The sequence below is a fragment of the Catellatospora sp. NPDC049609 genome, from assembly GCF_040675365.1.
In the GTDB taxonomy this organism is placed as follows: domain Bacteria; phylum Actinomycetota; class Actinomycetes; order Mycobacteriales; family Micromonosporaceae; genus Catellatospora.
Genome location: NZ_JBFAOU010000039.1, coordinates 37,954 through 53,009 on the forward strand (window position 1 = coordinate 37,954; position 15,056 = coordinate 53,009).

Annotated in this window: 13 protein-coding genes; 5 read left to right on the forward strand and 8 right to left on the reverse strand. The window is 74.0% G+C overall.

Annotated elements, in window-relative coordinates:
- Positions 1 to 9: 9 nt before the first annotated feature.
- Positions 10 to 927 (reverse strand): LLM class F420-dependent oxidoreductase, encoded by a 918-nt coding sequence (locus tag AB0J67_RS14070; RefSeq protein WP_363481277.1) that lies wholly within the window; start codon positions 925 to 927, stop codon positions 10 to 12.
- 263 nt (positions 928 to 1,190) lie between these two features.
- Between AB0J67_RS14070 and AB0J67_RS14075 the strand changes: the two genes are divergently transcribed.
- On the forward strand, positions 1,191 to 1,487 hold the full coding sequence (locus AB0J67_RS14075) for a hypothetical protein (protein WP_363481279.1): 297 nt from the start codon (positions 1,191 to 1,193) through the stop codon (positions 1,485 to 1,487).
- Positions 1,488 to 1,510: 23 nt separating this feature from the next.
- Here the strand turns inward: AB0J67_RS14075 and AB0J67_RS14080 are convergent, their stop codons facing one another.
- From AB0J67_RS14080 to AB0J67_RS14090, 3 genes are all read right to left on the reverse strand, one after another.
- On the reverse strand, positions 1,511 to 1,858 hold the full coding sequence (locus AB0J67_RS14080; protein ID WP_363481281.1) for a DoxX family protein: 348 nt from the start codon (positions 1,856 to 1,858) through the stop codon (positions 1,511 to 1,513).
- 234 nt (positions 1,859 to 2,092) lie between these two features.
- Positions 2,093 to 4,513 carry a Tex family protein gene (locus AB0J67_RS14085; RefSeq protein WP_363481284.1) on the reverse strand — a complete coding sequence of 807 codons (2,421 nt, stop codon included), beginning with the start codon at positions 4,511 to 4,513 and terminating at the stop codon, positions 2,093 to 2,095.
- A 34-nt stretch (positions 4,514 to 4,547) separates the two neighbouring features.
- On the reverse strand, positions 4,548 to 5,747 hold the full coding sequence (locus AB0J67_RS14090; protein ID WP_363481287.1) for an MFS transporter: 1,200 nt from the start codon (positions 5,745 to 5,747) through the stop codon (positions 4,548 to 4,550).
- Between the two features lie 179 nt (positions 5,748 to 5,926).
- Here AB0J67_RS14090 and AB0J67_RS14095 point away from each other — a divergent pair, with 179 nt between their 5' ends.
- Positions 5,927 to 7,441 (forward strand): multicopper oxidase domain-containing protein, encoded by a 1,515-nt coding sequence (locus AB0J67_RS14095; RefSeq protein ID WP_363481290.1) that lies wholly within the window; start codon positions 5,927 to 5,929, stop codon positions 7,439 to 7,441.
- Between the two features lie 120 nt (positions 7,442 to 7,561).
- Here AB0J67_RS14095 and AB0J67_RS14100 read toward each other — a convergent pair whose 3' ends face one another.
- Positions 7,562 to 9,091 carry a serine/threonine-protein kinase gene (locus AB0J67_RS14100; protein ID WP_363481293.1) on the reverse strand — a complete coding sequence of 510 codons (1,530 nt, stop codon included), beginning with the start codon at positions 9,089 to 9,091 and terminating at the stop codon, positions 7,562 to 7,564.
- 67 nt (positions 9,092 to 9,158) lie between these two features.
- Positions 9,159 to 10,250 carry a winged helix DNA-binding domain-containing protein gene (locus AB0J67_RS14105; RefSeq protein ID WP_363481296.1) on the reverse strand — a complete coding sequence of 364 codons (1,092 nt, stop codon included), beginning with the start codon at positions 10,248 to 10,250 and terminating at the stop codon, positions 9,159 to 9,161.
- A gap of 62 nt (positions 10,251 to 10,312) precedes the next feature.
- Between AB0J67_RS14105 and AB0J67_RS14110 the strand changes: the two genes are divergently transcribed.
- Positions 10,313 to 11,476 carry an amidase gene (locus AB0J67_RS14110; RefSeq protein WP_363481299.1) on the forward strand — a complete coding sequence of 388 codons (1,164 nt, stop codon included), beginning with the start codon at positions 10,313 to 10,315 and terminating at the stop codon, positions 11,474 to 11,476.
- Positions 11,473 to 12,243 carry an EcsC family protein gene (locus tag AB0J67_RS14115; protein WP_363481302.1) on the forward strand — a complete coding sequence of 257 codons (771 nt, stop codon included), beginning with the start codon at positions 11,473 to 11,475 and terminating at the stop codon, positions 12,241 to 12,243. The genes AB0J67_RS14110 and AB0J67_RS14115 overlap by 4 nt, the downstream gene beginning before the upstream one ends.
- Positions 12,244 to 12,526: 283 nt before the next feature.
- Here the strand turns inward: AB0J67_RS14115 and AB0J67_RS14120 are convergent, their stop codons facing one another.
- Positions 12,527 to 13,780, reverse strand: a complete 1,254-nt coding sequence (locus AB0J67_RS14120) for a sporulation protein (RefSeq protein WP_363481305.1) — start codon at positions 13,778 to 13,780, stop codon at positions 12,527 to 12,529.
- Positions 13,781 to 13,856: 76 nt separating this feature from the next.
- Positions 13,857 to 14,063, reverse strand: a complete 207-nt coding sequence (locus tag AB0J67_RS14125) for a DUF2277 domain-containing protein (protein WP_363481308.1) — start codon at positions 14,061 to 14,063, stop codon at positions 13,857 to 13,859.
- A 34-nt stretch (positions 14,064 to 14,097) separates the two neighbouring features.
- Here AB0J67_RS14125 and AB0J67_RS14130 point away from each other — a divergent pair, with 34 nt between their 5' ends.
- Positions 14,098 to 15,000: a hypothetical protein gene (locus tag AB0J67_RS14130; RefSeq protein WP_363481311.1), complete on the forward strand. Its 903-nt coding sequence runs from the start codon at positions 14,098 to 14,100 to the stop codon at positions 14,998 to 15,000.
- The last annotated feature ends 56 nt before the right edge of the window (positions 15,001 to 15,056 follow it).

Consider the following 15,056-nt stretch of genomic DNA (forward strand, 5'->3'; position numbering starts at 1 on the left):
GCGGTGCAGTCAGCCGCGAAGCGCCGCGATGACCGGCGCGAACGCCTCCAGGTACGGGTCGTGCACGGTCAGGTAGGAGAAGCCGTAGCGCGCGCGGTGCCGGACCAGCTGCGCGGCCATCTCATCGACCGTGCCGAGCAGCAGGAACGGCGACTCCAGCACGTCCTGCGCGGACATGCCCGCCCGCGTGGACAGCTCGGCCGCGGTGGCCGCTCGGTCGGCGGTCTCGACCACCAGCTGGATCAGCGCGTGCCACTCGATGCGGTCGGCCCGGTCCCCGGCGTGCGCCCGCGCGAACGCGACCCGCTCGTCCGCCTCGGCGGCCGTCCCCAGCCGGAAGGTGCCCGGCTGCGCGCCCTTGACCTGGTACGCCCCGGCCACCGAGATGATGTCGGCGTGCTCGGCGGCGATGCGCAGGACGCGGTCACCGGTGCCGCCGACGATCAGCGGCGGCCCGTACCCGCCGAAGCCCGCCTTCTGCACCGGCAGCGGTGGTGCGCCGCCCGGCAGCGGCCTGGTGTCCTCGGCCCGGAACCACCGGCCCAGCTCGCCGATCGTCGCGGCGAGCTGCGCGGTGCGGGCGCCGAACGGCGCGAACGGGATCCCGGCCGCGTCGAACTCCCACTTCATGTGGCCCGCGCCGAGGCCGACCTCCAGCCGCCCGCCGGTGAGCAGGTCCGTCGTGGCGATCTCGCGGGCCAGCAGGGCCGGGTTCCAGAACGGCACGTTGAGCACCAGCGTGCCGACCCGCAGCCGCTCGGTCGCCGCCGCGGCCGCGACCAGCACCGGGAACGGCGCGGGCGCGCCCAGGTGGTCGGCGGCGAACACGGTGTCGTACCCGAGGCGCTCGGCCAGCCGGCACCGGTCCGCGAAGGACTCCTGCGACGCGACGGCGAAGACGTTGGACGAGAACCGGAAGTCACGCATACCGCCGACCGTATGCCGCCGGGGGAGTCCTCCGCACACCCGTGCTCCTTCCCACAGCCGCACCTCCCCGAACGCGCAGGTGGTGCAGCACCGGGTGGTCAAGGAGGACGGCAACCGGCACGCCCGCCGGTGACGCCCCGCACCGGCCCGCTCCGGGAACGTTCGCACGCCACCGACCTGCGGCTATGGAAGCCGGCAGCGGGTGGGGCACCCGGCCGCGCCTAGGTTCCGCGTGTCAGCGGAACGCTAGGCCGGGAGGCGCGATGTGGAGAGTGTCGTACGTCGTGGGTGTGTTGATCGTCGGGCTGGGTCTGTTCCTGGCAGTGGGCAGCGTGTACGGCTACACGCAGCTCGACGCCGACCAGACCCGGGCCGAGCGGCTGCTGGCCGAGGCGGCCGGCGAGGAGGAGATGCGGTGGCGGCAGGTGTACATCGCCGAGATCGAGGATGACAAGGGCAGCAACGTGGTCGTGGCCCTCGGCGGCCTCGCCATGGCCGTGGGCGGCACGGCCCTGGTCGTCGTCACCCGCCGCCGTCGCCGCGTCAGCGTGCCGAGCTAGGGCGGCCGAGGTCGGGACCGTGGTCAGGCGGCCATCCCGAGCGCGAGGGCCGCTGCGACGGGGGCCAGGTACAGGACGGGAAAGGCGACGGTCCGGTAGGAGCGGGCGCGGAGCACCGTGATCACGGCGCCGGTGAAGTACAGGATCAGGCCGATGGCGGCCAGCGTGCCGACGGCGGGGACGAGCAGGCCGGCGAGCAGGCCCACGGCGCCCGCGCCCTTGGCCGCGGCAAGCCAGGGCCACCAGGAGCGGGGGACGCCGTAGCCGACCAGCGGCGCGGTCACGAAGTCCGCGCGGCGGAACAGGGAGATCGACGAGAAGCCGACCCAGAGGGCGGCGAGGACGGTGACGACGATGTGGGCGGTGTACACGGTGTGCGCTCCTTCACGGGCGGGGGATGTGTGCGCTCACCTGCCTGACGTCCGCCCGCACCCCCGTGTGACACCCCTCGGTTGTGACGTGCTCTACACCGGACGGCGCCCACCGCACCCGGCGCGGCAGGGCCGGCCCAAATAGACGTTGGCCTATCTGAATGACGATTCGTCGATCGAAGTCATCCAGATAGGCCAACGTCTATGAAAAGGACGGACTCGCCGGCCCCGGCGTCAGCGCAGCTTGTCGAGGCCCGCGCGGCGCAGGGCGTCGGCCATCGCGCTGTTCGCGATCGGCTCGTTGCGCTGGCGCGGCTGACCGCCCCCGCGCTGGCCACCCTGGCCGCCACCCTGACCACCACGCTGGCCGCCACCGCCGCCCCCGCGCTGGCCACCGCCACCGCCACGCTGGCCGCGGTCACCGCCGCCACCGACGCTGCCGCGCTGGCCGCGGTCGCCGCCCGCCGGGGCGGCCTCGTCCTCCAGGCGCAGGGTCAGCGAGATGCGCTTGCGCGGGATGTCCACGTCCAGCACCTTGACCTTGACCACGTCACCGGACTTGACCACCTCGCGCGGGTCGCTGACGAAGTTGCGCGACATCGCCGACACGTGGACCAGTCCGTCCTGGTGCACGCCGACGTCGACGAACGCGCCGAACGCGGCCACGTTGGTGACCACGCCCTCCAGCAGCATGCCGGGCTGCAGGTCGGAGATCTTTTCGACGCCGTCCTTGAAGGACGCGGTCTTGAAGGCCGGGCGCGGGTCGCGGCCGGGCTTCTCCAGCTCCTTGATGATGTCGGTGACGGTCGGCAGGCCGAACACGTCGTCGGCGTACTCGGCCGGCTTGAGGGTGCGCAGCAGCGAGCCGTTGCCGATGAGCTTGGCCATCTCGACGCCGTTGTTCTTCAGGATGCGCTGCACCACCGGGTACGCCTCGGGGTGCACGCTGGACGCGTCGAGCGGGTTGTCGCCGTTGGGAATGCGCAGGAAGCCCGCGCACTGCTCGAACGCCTTGGGCCCGAGACGCGGCACCTCCTTGAGGGCGGTGCGCGAGCGGAACGGGCCGTTGGCGTCGCGGTGCAGCACGATGTTCTCGGCCAGGCCCGCGCTGATGCCGGAGACCCGGGCCAGCAGCGGCGCGGACGCGGTGTTCACGTCGACGCCGACGCCGTTCACGCAGTCCTCGACCACGGCGTCCAGCGAGCGCGACAGCTTCACCTCGGACAGGTCGTGCTGGTACTGCCCGACGCCGATGGACTTCGGGTCGATCTTCACCAGCTCGGCGAGCGGGTCCTGCAGGCGGCGGGCGATGGACACCGCGCCGCGCAGCGACACGTCGAGGCTGGGCAGCTCCTGCGAGGCGTACGCCGAGGCCGAGTACACCGACGCGCCCGCCTCGGAGACGACGATCTTCGTCAGGTTGAGCTGGGGCGCGAGCTTGATCAGGTCGATGGCGAGCTTGTCGGTCTCCCGCGAGGCGGTGCCGTTGCCGATGGCGATCAGCTCGACCTGGTGTGCCGCGCACAGCTTGGCGAGGCTGGCCAGCGACTCGTTCCAGCGGTTGTGCGGCACGTGCGGGTAGATCGTGTCGGTGGCGACGACCTTGCCGGTGGCGTCGACGACGGCGACCTTCACGCCGGTGCGGTAGCCCGGGTCCAGGCCCATCGTGGCGCGGGTGCCGGCCGGGGCCGCCAGCAGCAGGTCGCGCAGGTTCATCGCGAAGACCCGGACGGCCTCCTCCTCGGCGGCCTGCCACAGCCGGTTGCGCAGGTCGAGGCCCAGGTGCACCAGGATGCGGGTGCGCCAGGCCCAGCGCACGGTGTCGTTCAGCCACTTGTCGGCCGGGCGGCCGCGGTCGCCGATGCCGAACGCGGCGGCGATGCGCTGCTCGAACACGGTCGGGCCGGCCGGGGCACCCTCGGGCTGCGGCTCGTCCGGCTCCATGACCAGGTCGAGCACCTCCTCCTTCTCGCCCCGGAACATGGCGAGGATGCGGTGGCTGGGCAGCTTGGCGTACGGCTCGGAGAAGTCGAAGTAGTCGGAGAACTTCGCGCCCTCCTCGGCCTTGCCGTCGCGCATCTTCGAGACGATGCGGCCGCGGGTCCACATCAGCTCGCGCAGCCCGCCGATCAGGTCGGCGTTCTCGCCGAAGCGCTCGACCAGGATCGAGCGCGCGCCCTCCAGCGCGGCGGCGGTGTCGGCGACGCCCTTGTCGGCGTCGACGTAGGCCGCGGCGGCGGTCTGCGGGTCGTGCGAGGGGTCGCCGAGCAGCAGGTCCGCGAGCGGCTCCAGCCCCGCCTCGCGGGCGATCATGGCCTTGGTGCGCCGCTTCGGCTTGTACGGCAGGTAGATGTCCTCCAGCCGGGCCTTCGCGTCGGCCGCCATGATCTGCGCCAGCAGCGCGTCGTCGAGCTTGCCCTGCGACCGGATCGACTCGATGATCGTGGCGCGGCGCTCCTCCAGCTCGCGCAGGTAGCGCAGTCGCTCCTCGAGGTTGCGCAGCTGCTCGTCGTCCAGCGCGCCGGTGACCTCCTTGCGATAGCGGGCGATGAACGGGACCGTCGCCCCGCCGTCGAGCAGCTCGACCGCCGCGTTCACCTGGTTCTGCCGTACGCCGAGCTCCTCGGCGATGCGCTGCGCAATGGACGTCGTCACGCCGCCATTCTGCCCGTTCGCAGGCCGCCGCAGTTCACAGGGGCACCGTGGCGGGAAAACCCTCCCGGCGGCCGTACACCACGCCGCAGGCGACGGCCAGGGTCAGCACGCCCGCGACCAGCGGCAGCGCGGCGAGGCCCCAGCCGGTGAGGACCAGGCCGCCGAGCAGCGCGCCGCCGCCGATGCCGACGTTGAACGCCGACGCGTTGAGCGCGGCCGCGGTGTCGGCGGCGCCCGCGGGGGCGGCCCGTAGGATCGCCGCCTGCACCAGCGTGGCCAGCGCGTTGAGCGCGAGCCCGGCCAGCGCGGCGGCCGCGACCGCCAGCGCGGGGGAGTGCCCGGACAGGCTCAGCACGCCCAGCGCGGCGGTCAGGATGACGACCCCGCCCAGCGCCGCGAGCCGGGGCCGCCGGTCCACCAGCATCCCGGCGGCGAGCAGGCCGACCGCGCCCGCCGCGCCGTAGCCGAGCAGCGCCGGGCTCAGCTGCTCCTCGGCCAGGCCCGTGGACTGCAGGAACGGCGAGATGTAGGTGTAGAAGCTGAAGTAGCCGAGCATGGTCACCGCCGTGGTGACCACGACGATCGCGACCGACGGCGTACGCAGCACGTGCAGCAGGCTCATGCCGTTGCCGGCCTGCTCGCCGGGGAAGTCGGGCAGCATCCGCCAGCCGACCAGCGCCAGCACCACGCCGACCACGGCGAGCACCACGAACGCGGCCCGCCAGCCGACGGCCACGCCCAGCGCGGTGCCGACCGGCACGCCGACCAGGATGGCGACCGTGCCGCCGCTGAACACCAGGGTCACCGCACGGCCGACCCGGTCGGGGGAGACCATGCGGGCGACGTACCCGGCGCACATGGCCCAGTACGCGCCGTGGGCGAGCCCGCCGAGCAGCCGCGCCGCGGCGGCCATCGGGTACGCGGTGCTGAGCGACATGAGCACGTTGCTGGCGGAGTACGCCAGCAGCGTGCCGACCAGCAGGTTGCGGCGCGAAAAGCGGGCGGTGAGCCGGCCGAGCGGGGCGGCGAACAGCGCCACCATCAGGGCGTACCCGGTGACGAGCAGGCCCACGGTGGGCTCGGACACCCCCAGGCCGCGGCTGATCGAGCTGAGCAGGCCCATCGGCACCATCTCGGTGGTCACCGACAGGAACGTGCCCGCCGCCACGACGAGCAAGCCCGCCAGCGGCCAGGGCTCGCGGCGGGCGGTGGCGGGGTGGGTCGTGGCGCTCACCGTTCGACGGTAAGCGCTCGCACGGGAGAACCCGTCAGGGTTTCCCCGGTGAACTCGCCCACAACCGGGGGGAATCCCCTGGCCCGCCCCGGGTATCCGCGTCGATCCCTCGACGGGCCCGCGTGCGCCCCGGCACCCTGTCTGCGCTCAACGGGACCTGTGGAAGGGGGAGGATCAGGGTGCGCCTCAGGAGGGTGCTGGCGGTCTTCGGGATCGTGGTGGCGCTGCTGTGCACGGTGTGCGCGGGCGCCGGGGTGTGGATCTGGAACATCCAGGTGGTCGACACCACCGGCGAGGTCGACTTCACCCGTCCGCTGGCGGTGCCGCCGCTGGCGCCGTCGCGGATGGAGGACGGCAAGCGGGTGTTCGACCTGAGGGCGCAGGCGGGCACGCACGACTTCGGCCGCGGTGCGACGCCGACCTGGGGCTTCAACGGCGACCTGCTCGGCCCGACGCTGCGGGCCGCCCGCGGCGAGCAGGTCGTGGTCAACGTGACCAACGCCCTGGACCAGACGACCACGGTGCACTGGCACGGCATGCACCTGCCGCCGGACATGGACGGCGGCCCGCACCAGCTGGTCGCCGCCGGGAAGACCTGGTCGCCGAGCTGGCGGATCGAGCAGCCGGCCGCGTCGCTGTGGTACCACCCGCACCTGCACGGCGAGACCGCCAAGCACGTGTACCAGGGGCTGGCGGGCATGTTCCTGATCGACGACCCGGCCACGTCGGCGGCCGCGCTGCCGCACGAGTACGGCGTCGACGACATCCCGGTGATCGTGCAGGACAAGAACTTCGACGGCGACGGCAAGCTGGACGACGCCCCGGGCGTCTTCGGCGGGGTGGGCATCCTCGGCGACACGATCGCGGTCAACGGCACGGTCGGGCCGTACCTTCAGGTCACTACGCAGCGGGTGCGGCTGCGCCTGCTCAACGGGTCCAACGCCCGCGCCTACGACTTCGGGTTCGCCGACGGCCGCCGGTTCGCGCTGGTGGGCACGGACGGCGGGCTGCTGGAGTCGGCGTACGAGACCGACCGGGTGATGCTGTCGCCCGGGGAGCGGGCCGAGATCGTGGTGACGGTGCGGCCGGGCGAGCGCACGGTGCTGCGCAGCTACCCGCCGGACCTGGGCACGGGGGTGTTCGGGCGGTTCACCGGCGGCGAGGACACGTTCGACGTGCTGCAGCTGCGCGCGGCGGGCACGCTGGCCGCGCGGCCGGAGGTGCCGCAGCGGCTGGTCGCGGTGCCCCGGCTGGCGCGCGCCGACGCGGCGCAGCAGCGCGCGTTCAAGCTCAGCGGCCACAACATCAACGGCTCGCAGATGGACATGACGCGGGTCGACTTCGCGCCGGAGAAGGACACCACGGAGATCTGGAAGGTGGTCAACAACGACGGCCAGCCGCACAACTTCCACGTGCACGACGTGCAGTTCCAGGTGCTCACCAGGAACGGCGCCGCGCCGCCGCCGCAGCTGGCGGGCTGGAAGGACACCGTCTACCTGCCGCCGAACGAGACCTTCGAGCTGATCATGAAGTTCACCGACTACGCGGACGCGGACACGCCGTACATGTTCCACTGCCACGTCCTGTTCCACGAGGACGCCGGGATGATGGGGCAGTTCGTGGTGGTGCCGCCGGGCGGGAAGCCGGGCGTGATCGACCACGGCGCGCACCTGGCCCACGCCGGGCACCACTGACCGGCGCAGCGGTGCGGGCCGGGGCGCGACCCCCGGCCCGCACCCCCCGGACCTGCTGGATCCTGCGGAAGGACCGGCCGGTGCGGCCGTCGGCCCAGCAGCCGTGGCCGGGCCGTGTGGTCAGACCTGCTTGCAGATGTCGGTCGCGGTCGCGATCACGACATCCACGGTGGTCCCCGGGGCCACGACGGTGCCGCCGGCCGGGGTCTGCTCGATGGCGTAGCACTGGTCGGGCGTGGCCCGGTACGTGATCCGCCCGATCAGGCCGAGGCGCTTGAGCTCCGCCGTCACCTCGACCTCCCGCCAGCCGTACATGCCGGGCACCTTCCGCGTCGACGCGGCGGGGCTGGCCGGGGCGGCGGGGCTGGTCGCGGCGGGGTTCGCGGCCGCCGTCGACGACGGCCTGGGCGTCCCGGCCCGGCCGGACGCGGTCGGCGTGGCGCGCGGTGCCCGCGTCGCGCTCGGGGCGGCCGCCCCCGTGGCGGGGGCGTCGGTCGCGGCGGCGGTGGCCGTCGGGGTGGGACGGTCGGAGCCCGCCGCGGGCGGATCCTGGTCCGTGCCCGAGGTGAGGGCATAGCCGGCGACCGCCGCGAGCACCAGCACCGCCGCGGCCCCGGCGAGCGCCCCGCGCCGACGCGTGCCGGCCAGACCGGCGCGGGCGAGCGCCCGGCTGCCCGCAGGCGGCACCTCCTTCGTGCCGCGGGGCCCGCTTTCCGTGCCACCGGGCGGGGCAGGTGTCCTGCCGTGGGCCGACGTTATGCGTGCCTCGTCGGAAGACGTGCCGGGGACCGTCGCGCCGCCGCCGGACCGCCCGGTCGCCGAGAGCGGCTCGGCGGGTGCGTGCGCCGCCGCCCTGGCCGCCCGCGCGAGCGCGGCGGCGGTGGGCCAGCGGTGGTCGGGCTCCTTGGCCAGCGCCCGCACGATCAGCGCCCGGACCGGCGCGGGCACGCCCGGCGGCAGCTCCGGCGGGTCGTCGTTGACGTGCTGGAGCGCGACCGCGAGCGGGGTGTCCCCGGTGAACGGCCGGTCGCCGGTCACCAGCTCGTACGCGACCACGCCGAGCGCGTACACGTCGGTGGCCGGACCGACCGGGTCGCCGGTGACCTGCTCCGGGGCCAGGTAGGACGCGGTGCCGAGGATCTCGTCGGCGGCGGTGAGGCGGTCGGCGGCGACGATGCGGGCGATGCCGAAGTCGGTGAGCGCCAGCCGCCCGTCCGGGCGCAGCAGCAGGTTCGAGGGCTTGACGTCGCGGTGGACGATGCCCCGCACGTGCGCGGCGTGGATGGCGTCGGCGGCCTGGGCCAGCAGCCGCATCGCGGGGCCGGGCGCCAGCGCCCCGTCCCGGCCGATCAGCGAGCTCAGCGACTCGCCCTCGACGAACTGCATCACCAGGTACGCGACCTCGTCGGCGTGGCCGTAGTCGTAGATCTCGACGATGCCGGGATGGCTGAGCGCCGCCATCGCCCGCGCCTCGGCCCGGAACCGGGCGGCGAAGCCGGGGTCGGCGGCGAGGTTGGGCAGCAGCGCCTTCACCGCGACCCGGCGGCCGAGCACCAGGTCGTCGGCGCGCCACACCTCGCCCATCCCGCCGCGGGCGATCAGATCCACGAGTTCGTAACGGCCGCCGAGCGTCATCCCCGGGTCAAGCACGCCAGAATCCTTCGCGATCGATCGCTGCCCGTCAAGCCGGTGTCCGATCCCGAACAGCGTCTCTGGTTCAGCCCGGATCGACGTCGTACGCCTGCGCGTCCGGCGCGACGAACGGCAGCAGCCGCATGCCCTCCTCGACCAGCTCCGCACGCTGCGCGTCGGTGAGCTCGGTGAAGGGCTGCACGGTCAGCACGGCGCGGGCACGGGTGCGCTCGACCCGCCAGGTGCCCGCCACGAACCCGTCCGCCAGCACCGTCGCCTTGATGATCCCGTTCACCGTGAACACCCGCTTGCGGCCGTCGTCGGAGATGATCCGGCTGCGGTCGGCGTACGACAGCAGCACCGAGTCGAACTCGCCGAGCAGCCGCAGCGGGGCGGGCACGTCCGCGCCGGGCCGGGGCGCGTCGGGCAGGTCGAACAGCTCGACGCCGCGCTCGTCGCGGAAGGTCACCAGCTGCGGGCGCAGCCGCTGCACGACCTCCTTCAGCCGGGTCAGCCCGGACCAGGCCTGCACGTCCGGCACGCTCGCCGGGCCGTACGCGGCCAGGTAGCGCAGCACCATCGCCGCCGGGTCCGGCTCGGGCAGCGCCGCCGACAGCCACGCCTCGGCCGAGGTGTGCGCCGCCTGGCCGCCGGAGCCCCACAGCCCGCGCGGCGGCACCTGCACCAGCGGGACCCGCGTTCGCACCACCGGCGCGAGCGCCTCGGCGTCGTGGCCCGGGAAGCGCTCGGCCAGCAGCGTGCGCAGCTCGGCGAAGGTGCGCGGCTGCTGCTCCACCAGCTCACGGCCGTACGCCGCGACGTGGTCGAGGTCCAGGCCGGGCAGCTGCTTGGCGTAGCCGGCGGCGAGCCCGCGGTCGTGCATCGGCTGCAGCACCGGCCGCAGCGCCAGGCAGTCCTCGGCGGTGACCAGGTGGATCGTCGAGCGCATCAGCGAGATGCGGACCACCCGCCGGTCGGTGATCAGCTGCGACAGCGCGGCCGGGTCGAAGCCCGCGAGCCGGTTCCACAGCGCCAGGTACGGCGGGTTCGGGGCCTGCGCCTGCAGGCCGTAGAGGTGCGCCACGGCCTCGTACACGGGCATGTCCGCACGTCGGAGCAGCAGTTGGCGCGCCAGCAGCGCCCGGTTGAGTGTTTGGCGACTGAGCACGGCGGTCATAGGGCTCTAAGCTACGTGGTGCGTCCGCTCTCCCCGGTGGGCGCTCGTGGTAGGAGTGTTTGATGACCGAGCTCGCGACCCCCGGACCCTACGTGCCCTGGGTGACGGCCGTCCCGGCGCGCCCGGAGTCCGACGGGCCGCTGCGCGGCGTACGCCTGGCCGTCAAGGATCTGTTCGATGTGGCCGGTCTGCCGACCGGCGCGGGCAACCCGACCTGGCTCGCGACCCACCCGGTCGCGCTGCGCGACGCCGCCGCGGTCGCGGTGCTGACCGGCGCGGGCGCGAGCATCGTCGGCAAGACGCACACCGACGAGATGGCATACAGCCTGTTCGGCACGAACGAGCACTACGGCGCGCCGGACAACCCGGCCGCGCCCGGCCACATCACCGGCGGCTCGTCCAACGGCACCGCCGCCGCGGTCGCCGAGGGCTCGGCCGACCTGGGCCTCGGCACCGACACCGGCGGCTCGGTGCGCATCCCCGCCGGCTGGTGCGGCCTCTACGGGCTGCGCCCCAGCCACAGCCGGGTCAGCCGGTCCGGCGTCGTGCCGCTGTGCGGCTCCTTCGACGTGCCCGGCCTGCTCACCCGCGACCTCGCGCTGCTGCGTACCGCGACCGGGGTGTTGCTGACCAGCGGCCCCGAGACCAAGCCGCTGCGCGGTGTGCACGCCCCCGCCGACCTGTGGGAGCTCGCCGACCCGGCGGTGCGCGACGCGCTGGCGCCCGCGCTGGCCACCCTCGCGGGCGTGCTGCCGACCGAGGAGAAGCCGCTGTGGGGCGCCGCCCCCGCGCCCGACTACCGCCTCGCCTACGCGATCCGCACCGGCTGGGAGTTCTGGCAGCGCCACGGCGAGTGGGTACGCGCCGAGAACCCGCACTTCGGCCCCGGCGTCGGCGAGCGGGTGCGCATCGCGTCCCGGCGCACCCTCGACGAGCTCGGCACGGCCGACCGCGAGATCAACGCGGTGAAGTCCACCATGGCCCGGGTGCTCGACGGCACGGTGCTGGCCATCCCCACCGCGCCCGCCCCGGCGCCCGCGCGCGGCGCCGACACCGGCCCGCTGCGCGCCCCCATCCTCGGCCTGACCGGCATCGCCAGCGTCGCCGGGCTGCCCGCACTCACCGTGCCGGGCGCCCACGTCGACGGCCTGCCGGTCGGGTTGTGCCTCGTCGGCGCCCCCGGCACCGACGAGTCCCTGCTGGAGCTTGCGGAGGTCCTGCGATGACGGAGCCCGGTGCGATCACCCCGAGCGGGATCGAGCTCGACGTGCGGGAGGCGCCGCCCGCGAGCCTCTGGCGGCAGATGAAGGCCGACCCCCAGTACGCGCCCGAGCACCTGGCGCTGGAGGCGGTGCGCCGCATCGGCCCGCAGGCCGCGGCCTGGGCCGCCCGCATGCGCGCGACGTACCCGCACATGCACCCCGACGGCCTGGCCCAGCTCGCGATCAAGCGGTTCCGCCGGCACGCCCGGTTCACCGGCGCGGTGTCCGGCTCGATCGGCCTGCCCGGTGCCGTGGTCGACCTGGCGACCCTGGCCTGGACGCAGTCCCGCCTGGTGCTGCACCTGGCCGCGGTGTACGGCGTCGACCCGACCCACCCCGACCGCGCCACCGAGCTGCTGGTGCTCCAGCGCGTGCACAAGGCCACCGAAGCGGCCCGGCTGGCGCTCGGCGTCGCGCAGGGCCGCGAGGGCGTGGGCAGCGCGCTGGCCAGGGCGTCGGGCACCGCGGGCCGCCGCGCCCCCGTCGGCCGGGCGCTGGGCCGCCTGAGCTGGAAGCTGGCCCAGATGGCCGGCATGCGCGCGGTCCGCAAACTCGCCGCGAAGGCGATCCCGTTCGCCTCCATCATCTTCGGCGCCTGGGCCAACTCCTCGTCCGTCAACGACCTGGCCGGCCGCACCCTCGCCCAGTACCGCCCCGCCGCCCTCACCGCCATCCCGCACCCCCGCGCCCCCCTCCCCGGCACCCCCACCCCCAGCCCCCACGCTGGTTGATCATGAACTTATGGCACGGTTCGGCGGCGTGTCGTGGCCAAAAGTTCCTGATCGGATGGACGGCGCCACCCCCGCGCCCCACCGCGGCGCCCGGTTCGGTGCGGCGCCGGGCGAAGATCGCTGTCTGCGGTCAGAAGGTGTGGTCCGGCTAAAGGTTCTGACCGCAGACAGCGATCTTCAACGGGTCGTAGTCAGAAATCGGGTGACGCGGCGCTCAGAAATCGGGTGAAGCTCAGAAATCGGGTGCGCCGGGAACCGGGTGGTGGTCGGAATCGGGTGACGCTCAGAAGTCGCCGCCGAAGTCGCCGAAGCCGGAGTCGAAGCCGCCGGAGTCGTACCCGCCGGGGTCCCAGCCGCCCGCGTCGTAGCCGCCGTCCTGGGCGCCGGCGTCCTGATAGCCCTGGTCGTAGCCGGTGTCGGCGACGCCCGCTCCGTCGGCGGCCGGGTCGGGCTGCGCATCGGCGGCCGCCCCGTCCGCGCCGCTTCCGGCGTCCGCGCCGGCGGTGTCCGCGCTTGCGGTGTCCGCGCCGGCAGCGTCCGCGGCGCCGGTGTCGGGGGCGACGTCGGGTGTGAGCGCGTCGTGGATCATGTCGCTGATCACCATGCCGCCGAGGAAGCCCAGCGCCGCGCCGCCCAGCCCCGCGCCGATCATCGACCCGGTGCCGCGGTACCCGCCGTACCGGTAGCCGCCGAACCCCTGGCCCGGGTACGCGTACGGCCTGTTCGGGTGGCCGGAGTGGTGCGGCGGGCCGGGGGCGTGCACGGGCGGGCGCATGAACGCGCCCGGGTCCTGCTGCGGCGCGGCGGTCAGCTGGTCCAGCGCCTTGCGTACCCAGCCGTCGACCAGCTCGATCCAGCGCGCCGGGTCCGCCGACAGCTCGCGGGACTGCTCTGCGGTGACGCGGTGCACGTCACCGGGCCCGCCGCGGCCGGAGAGCCCGGCCGACACGGTGACGCCCTGCGGATCGGCGGCGAGCGTGAACACCAGCTGCGGGATGTTCGGCCCGAGTGCCTGGCCCTGCGGCACCGGCGCGTAGAACGTGATCGCCTGGGCGGGCGGGCTGCCGGGGCGCAGCTCGCTTCGTACGAAGCGGCAGCCGATCGTGCCGAGCGCGTCCAGCACATGCTGGTGGATCTCGGTCGGCTCGACGCCGAGCGGGTCGAAGTCGGTCTTCGCCGAGCCCGCGGCGACGCTGACCTCCGTGCGCACGCCGACCGTCACTCCCGGCATCGGGTGCCCGTAGACCAGGGTGACGGGTGCGAAGTACGGCATGGCCAGGTGGAACCCGACCGCGTGGCCGGTGCCGCCGCGCAGCGCGAACCGGTCGGCGACCGGGTAGCGGGCCAGCTCGGTCTCGGCGCCGTTCGCGCTCGCCACGAGCAGCGCCTGCACCGAGGTGATCTCGACGTCGCCCTTGGCGTGCAGGCGCACCTGCCCCGAGAACGCGCCGCCCGGCCGGGCGGCCGGGGTGGACAGCACGGTGTCGACCTCGAGGCCGCCGAAGCCGAGGCTGCTCAGGATGCGCCGCAGAACCATGCCTCCCATCATCCCCGCGTACGCCGTCGGCAAACCGAGAACGGGCGACCCGGGGCACGGATCGACGGCGCACCGGTCAGCGGCGCACCTGCAGCGTGGCGAGCAGCTGCGCGGTAGCCGCGTACACGGCCTCGACAGCCTGGTCGAACGCCTCGGCGTTGTGCGCCGCGGGGGCGCGGAAACCCGAGATCTTGCGGACGTACTGCAGGGCGGCGGCCCGCATGTCCTCCTCGGTCACGATCTCCTGGAACGGCGGGCGAAGGGTCTTGATGCTCCGGCACATGGTTGCCATTGTGCTCCGTGGGCATCATTGACTGGTGTCCGCTGCCGCCCCGACGACCGAGACCCGGCCCGCCGCCGTACATCTGCTGACGGCGCTGCTCGGGGTGACCGCGCTGGCCACCGCCGCGGTCGAGTGGCTGAACTGGTTCTACGCCGAGGACGGCGGGTACGCGCTGTCCGTGCGCACCGCCTGGGCGCTGCTGCGCTCGCTGCTGTTCCTGGTGCTGATCTTCCACCTGTGGCGGGGGCGCCACGGCGCGGCGCCGTTCGGGCTGATCCTGGCCGTGACGACGGTGTTCGCGCTGGCCCGCCTGGTGGTGCCCAAGCAGGGGTATCCGGCGCTGCCCGGGATCGTCGGCTTCGCCGTGGTGGCCGCGCTGTGCCTGAGCGTCGTGCTGCTGCTGTACCGGTCCGCGAGCGTGCGGGAGTACCTGACGCGCCCGCGCATGCGGTGGTGGATCGGGCGGGACGGGATCAGGCGCCGCCAGGTCGATCCGAAGCCGCAGGTGCCCGGCTGGGTGCTGACGACGCGGGTCGCGACGTTCAGCTACAGCGCACTGATGCTGGTCGCCTGCGTGGTGGCGCTGGGGCTGGTGTTCGACGGCCGCCCGGTGCTGCTGCCGGTGATCGCCGCGTGGTTCGTGTTCGCGCTCGTGGTCAGCTACATGTCCCTGTTCCTGAGCATCTTCCTGGTCAAGGGCAAGCGCTGGGCCCGGGTGCTGCTGGTCGGCCTGACGCTGGCCGTGCTGCTGGTGCACCTGTCCCTGTGCGCGCTGCTGCTGGGCACGGACGGCCTGGTGCGCGACGGCGGCCCGCTGCTGGTCGCGGCGCTGCTCGCGCTGTGGGGCCTGTGGCGCGCCGGCCGCAACGGCCACTTCACCACCAGCGCCGCCCGCGAGCACCTGCCCAAGAAGATCTTCCGAGTAGGACAGTCATGAAAATCATCGACGCCAAGGTGCACGACGTACGCTTCCCGACCGCGGCCGCCGGCGAC

Coding starts and splice junctions, on each gene's coding strand:
- AB0J67_RS14070 (WP_363481277.1), bottom strand. CDS start 927: ATGCGTGACTTCCGGTTCTCGTCCAACGTCTTCGCCGTCGCGTCGCAG.
- AB0J67_RS14120 (WP_363481305.1), bottom strand. CDS start 13,780: ATGGTTCTGCGGCGCATCCTGAGCAGCCTCGGCTTCGGCGGCCTCGAG.
- AB0J67_RS14105 (WP_363481296.1), bottom strand. CDS start 10,250: ATGACCGCCGTGCTCAGTCGCCAAACACTCAACCGGGCGCTGCTGGCG.
- AB0J67_RS14115 (WP_363481302.1), top strand. CDS start 11,473: ATGACGGAGCCCGGTGCGATCACCCCGAGCGGGATCGAGCTCGACGTG.
- AB0J67_RS14125 (WP_363481308.1), bottom strand. CDS start 14,063: ATGTGCCGGAGCATCAAGACCCTTCGCCCGCCGTTCCAGGAGATCGTG.
- AB0J67_RS14075 (WP_363481279.1), top strand. CDS start 1,191: ATGTGGAGAGTGTCGTACGTCGTGGGTGTGTTGATCGTCGGGCTGGGT.
- AB0J67_RS14110 (WP_363481299.1), top strand. CDS start 10,313: ATGACCGAGCTCGCGACCCCCGGACCCTACGTGCCCTGGGTGACGGCC.